The sequence below is a fragment of the Paenibacillus sp. P4_E11 genome (genome assembly GCF_056401635.1).
The window spans coordinates 41,408-51,912 of sequence record NZ_JBFUIX010000013.1 but is presented as its reverse complement, the minus strand read 5'-3'; the positions used below and the strand labels follow the sequence as shown (position 1 = coordinate 51,912).

Annotated in this window: 12 protein-coding genes; 1 reads left to right on the top strand and 11 read right to left on the bottom strand. The window is 48.9% G+C overall.

Going from position 1 to position 10,505, the window contains the following annotated elements:
- Positions 1-56 precede the first annotated feature (56 nt).
- From AC1DWB_RS07990 to AC1DWB_RS07975, 4 genes are all read right to left on the bottom strand, one after another.
- Positions 57-1,301: a Gfo/Idh/MocA family protein gene (locus AC1DWB_RS07990; RefSeq protein ID WP_477540510.1), complete on the bottom strand. Its 1,245-nt coding sequence runs from the start codon at positions 1,299-1,301 to the stop codon at positions 57-59.
- 654 nt (positions 1,302-1,955) lie between these two features.
- Positions 1,956-3,077, bottom strand: a complete 1,122-nt coding sequence (locus AC1DWB_RS07985; protein ID WP_477540509.1) for a PAS domain-containing sensor histidine kinase — start codon at positions 3,075-3,077, stop codon at positions 1,956-1,958.
- Positions 3,070-3,723, bottom strand: a complete 654-nt coding sequence (locus tag AC1DWB_RS07980) for a response regulator transcription factor (protein ID WP_477540508.1) — start codon at positions 3,721-3,723, stop codon at positions 3,070-3,072. Before AC1DWB_RS07980 ends, AC1DWB_RS07985 begins: the two co-directional genes overlap by 8 nt.
- Before the next feature lie 97 nt (positions 3,724-3,820).
- Positions 3,821-4,258, bottom strand: coding sequence for a GAF domain-containing protein (locus AC1DWB_RS07975; RefSeq protein ID WP_477540507.1), 438 nt, complete (start codon positions 4,256-4,258; stop codon positions 3,821-3,823).
- 256 nt (positions 4,259-4,514) lie between these two features.
- Between AC1DWB_RS07975 and AC1DWB_RS07970 the strand changes: the two genes are divergently transcribed.
- The gene (locus AC1DWB_RS07970; protein ID WP_477540506.1) at positions 4,515-5,276 is read left to right on the top strand and encodes a Crp/Fnr family transcriptional regulator; all 762 of its coding nucleotides are present in this window, start codon (positions 4,515-4,517) and stop codon (positions 5,274-5,276) included.
- 14 nt (positions 5,277-5,290) lie between these two features.
- Here AC1DWB_RS07970 and AC1DWB_RS07965 read toward each other — a convergent pair whose 3' ends face one another.
- From AC1DWB_RS07965 to AC1DWB_RS07935, 7 genes are read right to left on the bottom strand one after another with little or no spacing between them, the layout of a single operon-like run.
- Positions 5,291-6,559 carry a molybdopterin molybdotransferase MoeA gene (locus AC1DWB_RS07965; RefSeq protein ID WP_477540505.1) on the bottom strand — a complete coding sequence of 423 codons (1,269 nt, stop codon included), beginning with the start codon at positions 6,557-6,559 and terminating at the stop codon, positions 5,291-5,293.
- Position 6,560: 1 nt separating this feature from the next.
- Positions 6,561-7,565 carry a GTP 3',8-cyclase MoaA gene (gene moaA, locus AC1DWB_RS07960; protein WP_477540550.1) on the bottom strand — a complete coding sequence of 335 codons (1,005 nt, stop codon included), beginning with the start codon at positions 7,563-7,565 and terminating at the stop codon, positions 6,561-6,563.
- Positions 7,566-7,616: 51 nt separating this feature from the next.
- Positions 7,617-7,910, bottom strand: a complete 294-nt coding sequence (locus tag AC1DWB_RS07955) for a hypothetical protein (protein ID WP_477540504.1) — start codon at positions 7,908-7,910, stop codon at positions 7,617-7,619.
- The gene (locus AC1DWB_RS07950; protein ID WP_477540503.1) at positions 7,910-8,257 is read right to left on the bottom strand and encodes a hypothetical protein; all 348 of its coding nucleotides are present in this window, start codon (positions 8,255-8,257) and stop codon (positions 7,910-7,912) included. The genes AC1DWB_RS07955 and AC1DWB_RS07950 overlap by 1 nt, the downstream gene beginning before the upstream one ends.
- A complete protein-coding gene (locus AC1DWB_RS07945) occupies positions 8,258-9,772 on the bottom strand; it encodes a nitrate/nitrite transporter (RefSeq protein ID WP_477540502.1) in 1,515 nt (504 codons plus the stop codon).
- The gene (locus tag AC1DWB_RS07940; RefSeq protein WP_477540501.1) at positions 9,762-9,956 is read right to left on the bottom strand and encodes a hypothetical protein; all 195 of its coding nucleotides are present in this window, start codon (positions 9,954-9,956) and stop codon (positions 9,762-9,764) included. The genes AC1DWB_RS07945 and AC1DWB_RS07940 overlap by 11 nt, the downstream gene beginning before the upstream one ends.
- Positions 9,946-10,473, bottom strand: a complete 528-nt coding sequence (locus tag AC1DWB_RS07935) for a Rieske 2Fe-2S domain-containing protein (protein WP_477540500.1) — start codon at positions 10,471-10,473, stop codon at positions 9,946-9,948. The genes AC1DWB_RS07940 and AC1DWB_RS07935 overlap by 11 nt, the downstream gene beginning before the upstream one ends.
- Between the last annotated feature and the right edge of the window lie 32 nt (positions 10,474-10,505).

Sequence of the window (10,505 nt, the reverse complement as noted above, 5' to 3'; positions counted from 1 at the left end):
AAAAAAGAGCTTTCCCACGTCACAGACAGGGAAAGCTCTTTTTCTCTATATTCGATTTATAAGGCAAACTGCTTTGGATCGATAGTATCCAACGAATACCGACCTACAGGGGCGGGCTCACGGCTGATCCACTTCCCCTTGGTGAAATCAGGGATAGCGACCGGCATGCTTCCGAGTGCAACTGACTCCTCTGACAATACCGTTACTGCCATCCATACTGCAGTATCATAGACGTCGATCGGCGTTTGTGTCTGATTCATGATGCTCTCTGTGAAGGCACGGAGAACCAAATAATCCATTCCCCCATGTCCGCCGCGGACACCCATGTCCAAATATTGCTTCCAGATCGGATGCTCATATTGCTCGCGGTAGTCATCGAACGACTCCCACTTATGCGCTGGACTTCTGCCTTCGATATGGATCGAGTTGTTGTCTTCCATCCACAACCCCTTCGTCCCTTGCACCCTGCCCGCTCTCGAATACGGACGGGGCAGCGTCGTGTCGTGGATGATCGAGATCGTTTCTCCACCCGCACACTTGATCATAGTAGTCACAATATCGCCTTGTGCCCAGTCTAGCTTGGCCTTTGGATCGTGCTCGCCGAATTTGTCGGTCGCCCATTGCTTGATGCCGCGCGCTTTCGACGACATCGAGGTTAACGTCACGAGACGGTTGCCGCGATTGATCTCCAGCGTCTTCGACACCGGCCCGAGGCCATGAATCGGATACACCTCTCCGTTGCGGTGCAGGTAATTCAGGTAGCGATTATGCTTATTGACGTCCCCCATCGCCACTTCGTCGCGCAGGTCGTGCTCGTAGCCGCATTGGGCATGGATCAACTCGCCGAACAAACCTTGCTTCACGATATTCATGACCGCAAGCTCATCGCGGCCGTAGCAGCAATTTTCTAACAGCATGCAAGGCATTCCAGTTTGCTCGGAAGTTCTAACCAGCTCCCAGCATTCTTCCAAGGACGCCGCTCCCCCAACTTCAATGCCTGCATACTTCCCTGCTCGCATAGCAGCGATGGCGATCTCGGCATGAGTAACCCAGGTCGTAGCAATAACTACACCCTGAATGTCTGTACGAGCGAGCAGTTGCTTGTAGTCTACGTATCCCTCAGCTTGTGAACGTCCCGACTTGCTAGTTATATCTAGCCCCATCTGCAGGCGCTCCTCATATAGATCACATATCGCCGTTACTTCTACATCCTCCATAGTCAACAGAAGCTGTAATAAACCACTTCCGCGACCGCCCAGCCCGATAACACCCAACTTTGTTGTTGCTTGTTGCTGCCCCATTTGCCATCCTACCTTTCCTATTAGTCTCTAATTCGCACACATTCAATCATATACGAAGTCAATCGATCATTCAATGCTCAAAATAGTAAAATCGGATAGTGCCGACGTCGCTTCGTCAAAAAAGCCCTTGGTGGCCCATCACATTCGATTTCTGTGTTGACAAAAATAGATACAAATTGTATCTTAATAGTGAATAGCATCATTAGACATATAGTCTATACMAACATCCATAAAAACAGGCTATTTCTGACTTCCTCACGATATAATTAGATACATATCGTATCTGTTGAGGTTTTAACCTTACAACATGTAGCATAACTCTTCAACCGGCACATGACAAATTGTTTTGCCACCTGCCTCCACTGGCTCCTTATGGACTGAAGTCCGGAGAGTCTTACGGTTAAAAATAGGAGTTGATTGTTTGTTTTGTTCACAAACCCTGATAAAACCAATTGGCACATTGTGTATGGAGATAAAAGCTACTTGATCCTGTTTGACGAGAAAAAGGCGCGAGAATTATTCAAAAATCTAAGCAAATGTATCAATGGACTGGAATTGATCCCTATGCCGATTCATAAAACTCAATTGAAAGACAAAAGCCGTTAACACCCACTTGGGTACGCAACGGCTCTTCTTGGTCATCCCTTTTATTTATTAAGCTTGATCCAGCTTCAAGGGTACAATAAGAGTAACGGATGTCCCTTGCCCCTGCACCGAACGGATATCGAACTGTCCGCCTACCCCCCTTGCTCTCTCTTCCATACTGAACAGCCCGACTCCTTTTGTACCGACACCATGGGAAAAACCATTTCCCTCATCCTCGATACAAACTTCTACATGTGTTATCGCGTCCCGCACCGTAACGCTTGCCTCTGACACATCTGCATACTTGGCGATGTTGGTCAAAGCCTCCTGCATAACTCGATAAATGGTCGTCTCCTCTTGAACGCCTAGCCGCCTTCGCAAATCGCATTTCAGGTTAACCCGTATGCCGTAATGTTGCGAAAAGTTCTCTATATAAGTACGGATGGCAGGCACTACGCCCAAATCGTCCAAAACGGAAGGGCGAAGCTCCCAAGCCAACTCCCGAACATCTTCAATAATATGCGATACGTCCTGCCGCAACGCATGTATCTCGACTGCATCCTCGCCTGCATCTGCCATCATCCGATCCAATCGAATGATCAAGGAATACAAGCTTTGTCCGATCCCGTCATGCAATTCGCGGGAAAACCGCCTGCGCTCTTCTTCCTGAATCCGCATCACTTGAGCCATCATGAGCTGCAGTTGTTCTTCCACCTGTTTCAGTTTCGTTACTTCATTGCGAATCGCCAAGTATTGGTAAGGTCGTCCGTCCTCGCCGACAAATGGTACGATAGTCGTGTTGACCCAGTAATACGACCCGTCCTTCGCCCTGTTCTTGATTTCGCCGCGCCACACTTGACCGGAAGAGATGGTTTTCCATAAGTTCTGCATGAACGGTTTACCATGGTAGCCCGAATTGATAATCCGGTGGTCCCGCCCGATAAGCTCGGCCTGATTATATTGAGAAATCTCGCAAAATTTGTCGTTCACATATTGAATCGATCCCAGCCTGTCCGTCATGGCCACAATCGAGGATTCATCCAATGCAAATTTCACATCGGCCAACTGCTTGAGCGATCGTTTAAGATCTTCTCGAATCTGCGAATCTGCTATATGCACTTCAAGCTGCGTCAACAGAACACTTACATTTTGGCCGATCGCTTCCGGAAACTGCTTATCCTGATTATTCAAAGTGAAGCAGTCCTTTCTTTAGAGCGAATTTGATTAAGTCAGGTCTTGTTTTCAGACCGAGCTTTTCCATCAAATTGCTTTTATGGGATTCGACCGTTTTGACGCTGATCACCAATTGTTCGGCGATTTCTTTATTGGAGTACCCTTGGGCTACCTTGGCCAAAATTTCTTTCTCCCGATCCGATAGCGATTCGTAAGTGCCCGCATTCTCCCCGTGCTTCAACTTATCCATGTATTCGCTCATCAGCCGTTTCGTTGCCGTCGGATACAAATAAGCATTGCCTATGGCAACGGAACGAATCGCGAGCAACAATTCTTCGTGCGGAGCGCTTTTCAAGATATACCCGGATGCGCCGACGTGAATCGCCCGGAACAAGTATTCTTCGTCATCATGCATAGTGAGGATCAGAATCGACGTATCAGGCAACTGCTTCTTCAATTCAGCAGTTGCGGTGAGCCCATCCTTGCCGTTCGGCATGCTCAGATCCATCAATACGACATTCGGCTGCAGCTCGATCGCCTTGGCAATCGCTTCATTGCCATCCGCCGCTTCTCCTACCACTTCCATATTATGCTTGCCGTCAAGCAGCATGATGAGCCCCGACCTGACTACAGCATGATCATCAACGACCAGAACCCGAACCATCCTCTTCCTCCTCCATTTCTTCACTCTCTGCATGCCTTCATCATACAAATAAAAATGAATCCCATCAACAAGGGATTCATCACGGAAGGCACATAAATTATGGATGTTGTGTAATGTTAGGAGCGACATGTTCGCACGCTTGAGTAACTTGAACGATAACTTCTTGCGGGTATACACGCTCCGCTCGGCTGCCGACCAGCAGTACGCCGCGAATTCCGCCCGGGGCGGGAACAGGAACAGCGATGGCTGCTCGCAAGTTTTCCGCTAACATAATGGAGTATTCCGGACTGACTTGTCCGTAGCCCGGCACCGAGGAGTCAACAACAATCGGACGCCCCAACCGAATAGCCATCCCGGCCAACCCGCGTCCCATACGCAGGCTGATTTGCCTATAGCGCTCATTGTCGTTGCCGGAAGCATACGCCCACCTTATCCGGTGTTCACGGTCATCTATCAACGCAAGGGCGGAAAAGTCGCTGGAAGTCGAGAGGCGCAGCTGATCCAGCTCGTCTAATATCGCTTTCTCGTTTCCCATTCTACGCTTCCCCCTATCCTCTTGAATCAATTTCTTCTTCTTTATTTTAGTCTTTCTCCGGCAATGTGCAATTAGGGAACTCCCTGAAAAACCGATCAGGGAATAACCTGATTTTCAGCCTGGATCCCTATAATAGTGATTTTCCTCACAGTAAATTAGGGGAATCTCAAATCCAAAGATCAGTGGATTCCCCGATAACAATATGCAGATGCTAACGTTATGATAGGTACATAGAGAGCGAAGGAGAGTGGCGCGAATGGCCATGAACTGCCCGGTGCAAACGAATACGACAACGAGAGGAACGCAATTTGTTCATTTCGAAAGCGGAATAGCGGACTTTTTCTCCGCAGATCATCTGGATAAATTGCAAAGCATCATGAACACGAAGAAAATGGATGCAGGTACGTATTTGTTCCACGAAGGCGATACGACCGGGAAACTTTATCTCGTTTGCTCAGGTCGGGTGAAGCTGCGGAAGTCGACTGAGGAAGGGAAAGATTTCGTACTATCTGTTTTGCGAAATGGAGACTTGCTCGGCGAGATTGGCGGGTATTCCAATATGACGCACAGCTTCAGCGCTGAAGTGATCGAAAGCGGGGAAATCGGCATCATCACATGGAAGGACATGGAGGCTCTTCTTGTTCGGCACGCCGATTTTGCCCTTCAATTCATGAATTGGATGGGACTGATGCACCGCATTACCCAATCCAAATTTCGCGATCTGCTGTTGTTCGGCAAACCCGGTGCGTTGGCTTCGACGTTAATCCGTCTGAGCAACACGTATGGCGTTCTGTGCAAGGACGGGATCCGATTGGATATTAAGCTCACGAACACGGATATGGCCGATATGATCGGAACAAGCCGGGAAAGCGTGAATCGGATGTTGAGCGCCATGAAGGACGAAGGCTCGATCGACATCGTGAACGGAAAAATGATTATTCGCCGTTTGGACGATCTGCGCCGGATGTGCAACTGTCCTACTTGCCCCGCTTGTCCGAAGGAAATTTGCCGAATCTGACCAGGATCCATTCCTCATTCCGCAGCTCCGAGTTTAATGATTTTAACCAATTCTCCTGCATACAAACCCCGGCCTCCCGGAGGGATGACGATTAAGCAATCGGAATCTTTGATCGAACGCATTACGCTCGACTGATCGGGTCCTGCCTGCTTCACATATACCTTGCCGTCTTCGACATAACTTCTCCCCCGAACAAACCTGTGGTAGGCGTTGACTTTCGTAAAATCCTCGCCTAAATACGCGGTTGCTTCCGGAGGGAGAACATTGTGTTTCCCTTGCATGCCCCCTATAACTGGACGCACGAACAACTCAAACCCTACAAAGCAGGCTCCCGGATTCCCCGATAGCGAGAAAAGAAATTTATCCTTCCACACGCCAACTGTCGTTGGGCTTCCCGGCCGCATCGTCACCTTGTTAAACAACATCGTGCCTTCCCAGGCGCCGAACAGATCGACCATAATATCATAATCGCCTACAGAGACCCCGCCCGTAGTGATGACGAAATCCGCATTGGAGAAGGCTTGGGTTATGGTCTCCATGGCCTGATTCACATCGTCAGGTATGAAATCTGCTTGTACAGGGATTCCGCCTGCATCCCGAATCAGGGCAGCCAACATAGGCGCATTGCTGTTCCTGATTTTGCCGGGTTCCAAAGGCACGTGATGGCTCAGCAACTCTGAACCGGTTGCGAGTACAGCTACCCTCGGACGTTTAAACACACGGACCGTTCCAACTCCTAGTGCAGCTAACAGAGCAATCTCACCTGCATGAATCTTCCTTCCCCTATCAAGCACCAGCTCGCCTTTAGCCAGTTCGAATCCGACTGGAGTCACGTTATGACCCGCCATGATTTGTTTTTGGATGGAAATAAACGTTTTTCCATACTGTTGAAAGGTTTCCGTCATTTCGAGCATGATAACCGCATCCGCTCCGTCTGGCACCATAGCCCCCGTCATAATCCTCGATGCCGTGCATCTTGATATTTCCTTCGTAGGCGTTGAGCCGCAAGGGATACTCTCGATTACTTCGAGGATAACCGGACCTTGAGAAGATGCTCCGCATGTCGATTCCGATTGTATAGCGAACCCATCCATCCCAGAACGGCGAAAATGCGGCATGTTGTCCGATGCGAATAGAGTTGCCGCCAATCTTCTGCCATAAGCTTCTTCCAACTGTACATCTTCCGTGTCTCCGAGCCGAATATGATTTAGAATAATCTTCTGCGCCTCGTCAGTCTGAATCGCTTTACGGTGAAAGCGATTAGTAGCAGGTGTGCGTTCCATACTAACCTCCAATTTGCGACATCGTTCTGGAAGTAGGCTGATGGGTCTGTTTCTCCCCGATCAGCGCTTTTGCCATTTCATGATTTTGCGGCTTCAGGTTCAAAGCTTGATAGAACAGCTCACGCATCGCTTCATCGTCTCCGATCCGCTTTCGTACATTAAATTCATCCGACCAGTATAAGCAAGGCTTAATATTGCCGTCAGCCGTCAGGCGAAGCCTGTTGCACGTTTCACAGAAATGGTCGCTCACGGGATGGATCAGTCCGAAGCTTCCTTGGCCTCCCTCAATACGGTAGTTTTGGGAAGGGCCGTTTCCATAGATCGAATCCGAAGGATGAACCTTCCACCCCATTTCGTTGCAACGGTCCATAACAGCGGTTAATGGCAAATATGAGGTTTTCCAACTCCTGTCTTGATGGCCGATCGGCATATACTCAATAAATCGTATATGAAGCGGGCGTTCGATCGACATCCGCAAAAAATGTTCGATTTCATCATCGTTGACTCCTTTCATTAGAACCACATTGATTTTGATCGGTTCTAAGCCCAAATCGATGCATGTTTCAATACTATCAAGGACACGCCGCACATCTCCGCCGCGCGTGATGAAACTAAATCTGTCCGCACGCAGCGAATCCAGGCTAATATTGACGCGAGTCAATCCTGCCGCTTTCAGTCTCGCAGCTCTGTGAGCGAGGAATATGCCGTTTGTGGTCAAGGCGATATCTTCTATCCCCGGAACCGAAGCGATCATGGCTACTAACGTTTCAAGCTCCTTTCGAACTAGCGGCTCTCCCCCGGTCAGCCTTACTTTTCTCACGCCCATTCCTGCCAATACTCGGACAACCTCGGTTATTTCCTCATACGTTAACAAGTTCTCGTCCGGTTCGAATTCCATGCCCTCGGGAGGCATGCAGTATACGCATCGCAAATTGCATCGATCCGTAACGGATATTCGCAAGTAATCGTGAACCCTGCCGAATGTGTCGATCAACGGTCTGATCATCCTCATCCCTCATCCCTCCTTCCGCATCATTTCGCGTACAGCCCTTGGTCCTTATATGTGTTTTTCAAATTGTACTTGATAGCGCAAGCTGGCTTTACGATCATGTGAAATAAAACAGTGTCCCGCTTGGCCGCTTTCCAGCATCGTATGCGAATCGTCAAAAAGGGGAATGGAAAGGAACTGCGCAGCATTGAAATAAATTTGCATGTACGCTTGGTCTTCCGTCACTGCGGCCATGTACAGAGTATAATACGTTGGCTTTGTCTGTTCTTCGCCCGAAAGATCTTCAATCCATACCTGGATCCGGCTTCCCTCATACTTGGACAAACGATTTTCCCATTTCATTAGGATACCTCGGCTCTAACTTGATTGTTGCCGCAATGACTGCATTCCGCATGTTGTTTCACATCGATCTGGATTCGGTATCCTTGCAGCCAATTCCAGAATGGGGGCGACGCATGATCTTCAAGGTAGGCCAGAATGTCCTCTTCCCTCTCCCAAACACCCGAACCCATAACCTCTACTAGGACGAAATCCAGATTGTCTTCCTGTTTTGGTTCCAAGCTCCAGTTCGCCAATTCCGAAAACAAGCTATTCAGCTGCTCATCGATTGTTCGGGCAAATGAATGTGCTGATGTGTCCGATTCGCATTCACGAATGAAGATTAGATCGATGAAAAACTCCGACTTCATTCAATTCACATCCTTTGGCTGTCGAAATGGTGTCATATCGCTAAACATGGCGGCAAAAAATTTAATGTCCCCCGACTCATTTCGAATCGCATTGATCGTAAGCCATTCCAGATAAACGTCTCCATTCTTACGGCGATTCCATATTTCTCCCTGCCAACTGCCTGTTGATCGGATCGTATCCCACATGTTCAAGTAAAATCCGGCATCTTGACGTCCTGATTTGAGCATACTCGGCTTTTGTCCTATGGCCTCTTCCGCCGTGTACCCGGTCACCTCCGTGAAGTGGACGTTGACCGTCTGAATAACGCCCAACGGATTGGTAACCATAATTCCTTGCGATGTATTCTCTACAATACTGGAGGACAAGCTTAATTTCTCCTGATAGAACAGCCAAATCACCAGGATCAAGCTGGCCAGAGCAATCTGTGACAGCGCCATAAAGCCGATGGCGTAATGACCCGTCAAACTAAAGAGCAGCGACAAAATTAATGGCGGGAAAAATCCACCAAGCCCTCCCATGGCCGATATAAGTCCATTCGCGATCCCCGCTTGCTTCGTGAAATACAATGGAACGAGCTTGAATATCGTGCCGTTGCCGGTTCCCGCACATAACGCGATCGTCAAACAACCGATGGTATACAGCCCAATGGAAGGGGCGAACGATAACAGCACAGCCGATAACGTCAATCCGGCGAATACGAACATCAAGATTTTGAAAGGATTCCAACGGTCGCCCATCCAGCCGCCCACGGGTCTCATAATCGTAGCCAGCACGATAAAACCGGCTGTACGAAGTCCGGCATCGACTTTCGTCAATTGAAAATGGGATACGAGAAAGTTCGGCAAATACACCGTAAACGCGACAAATGAACCGAACGTAATAAAATAAAACAAGCACAGCAGCCATAGTTTTTCGTTGCGGTATACCCCTTTGATCTGTTCCGTCAACGAAGTCGTTACCTTGGGCTCATGACGGTCGCCGAACGCAAAATTTAATATCAGAAGTATGCCCAGCAGCACCATATACAGCAGTACGGTTGTTTGCCAGCCGAAATAGCTTGCTGCTACTGGCGCGGTAAAGGCGGTTAACGCCGTCCCCAGATTGCCAATCCCGTAAATTCCGTTGACAAATCCATGCCGTTCCTTGGGATAATACTTCGGCAAGGAAGTAACCCCTACGGAAAACACGGCGCCCCCGATTCCTAGAAACACGCCTCCGATAATAAGATCCTGGAAGGAATCGGCCATGCTAACCCAATATACCGGTGCGAAGAGGATCGCGAAACTGATCGAAAAGAGCTTTCGCGCGCCGTAGCGGTTCGTCCAATAGCCAACAGGAACGCGCAAGATGGAACCAAACAAGATCGGCACGGCGGTAACCCACGCCAATTCCCCGGACGTAAGCTTGATCTCTTCCTTAATGAACGGCATTAAGGAAGAGAGGATGACCCACACCATGAACCCCAGTATGAGACTAACGGTTTGCAGCGGTAATTGAAGTTTCTTATGATCCATTACGTCTCACTTCCTTCCTGTAGATGAATAAGGCAATCGGAAACAGAATAACATTTAGCGCTGCAAACCCAATAACGAGCTTATAGTTTTGATAATAATAGTGGTTGACCACATACTGCGTGCAGATGATGTTGAACAGGAGCACGACGCTTAGCAGTATGACTCCTCTGTAACTACGCTTCATACCGTTTCACTCCCGTTGCAAAAATAGTCGATCCTTCAACGGCCAGCACAATTTCAGGCAGCGGTCTTCTTGGCGGTCCGGCAGTCGGAGCACCCGATTTGGGGTCAAAGAAGCCATGGTGACACGGACAAACCATCTTCCCCTCTTCGCCGCTCCAGAATACGGGGCATTTCAAATGGGTGCACGCATTTTGATACGCTTTGAACTCATTGTCGCCCAACCGGATCAATAGCGCCGAATCGTGCTCACCCGGATAGGCAAACTCAATCGCTTTCCCCACCTGCAAGGATTGAACATCGGCGATTTTCTTCCTGGGATGGCTCTTCTGTCCATTACCTATCAACTCTTTGGCCGCCAATGCTCCCCACGGCAGGGTGGAAACGGCAAACACTCCCGCCGCGCCTACCATCGTCTTCATGAACCCGCGCCGGTCCAGGCTTCGTTCATTGGTTTTATGAATGTTGTGCGTGTAATTATCTTCGCTGTAAGGAACGTTATTGTTCTTATCTTTATCCATGTGCACACCTCACTCTCTTAATTCGGGTTCGA

Excerpts from the sequence above, each read along its gene's own strand:
- AC1DWB_RS07990 (WP_477540510.1), bottom strand. The coding sequence starts at position 1,301 with ATGGGGCAGCAACAAGCAACAACAAAGTTGGGTGTTATCGGGCTGGGC.
- AC1DWB_RS07980 (WP_477540508.1), bottom strand. The coding sequence starts at position 3,723 with ATGGTTCGGGTTCTGGTCGTTGATGATCATGCTGTAGTCAGGTCGGGG.
- AC1DWB_RS07975 (WP_477540507.1), bottom strand. The coding sequence starts at position 4,258 with ATGGGAAACGAGAAAGCGATATTAGACGAGCTGGATCAGCTGCGCCTC.
- AC1DWB_RS07970 (WP_477540506.1), top strand. The coding sequence starts at position 4,515 with ATGGCCATGAACTGCCCGGTGCAAACGAATACGACAACGAGAGGAACG.
- AC1DWB_RS07965 (WP_477540505.1), bottom strand. The coding sequence starts at position 6,559 with ATGGAACGCACACCTGCTACTAATCGCTTTCACCGTAAAGCGATTCAG.
- moaA (WP_477540550.1), bottom strand. The coding sequence starts at position 7,565 with ATGATCAGACCGTTGATCGACACATTCGGCAGGGTTCACGATTACTTG.
- AC1DWB_RS07955 (WP_477540504.1), bottom strand. The coding sequence starts at position 7,910 with ATGAAATGGGAAAATCGTTTGTCCAAGTATGAGGGAAGCCGGATCCAG.
- AC1DWB_RS07950 (WP_477540503.1), bottom strand. The coding sequence starts at position 8,257 with ATGAAGTCGGAGTTTTTCATCGATCTAATCTTCATTCGTGAATGCGAA.
- AC1DWB_RS07945 (WP_477540502.1), bottom strand. The coding sequence starts at position 9,772 with ATGGATCATAAGAAACTTCAATTACCGCTGCAAACCGTTAGTCTCATA.
- AC1DWB_RS07940 (WP_477540501.1), bottom strand. The coding sequence starts at position 9,956 with ATGAAGCGTAGTTACAGAGGAGTCATACTGCTAAGCGTCGTGCTCCTG.
- AC1DWB_RS07935 (WP_477540500.1), bottom strand. The coding sequence starts at position 10,473 with ATGGATAAAGATAAGAACAATAACGTTCCTTACAGCGAAGATAATTAC.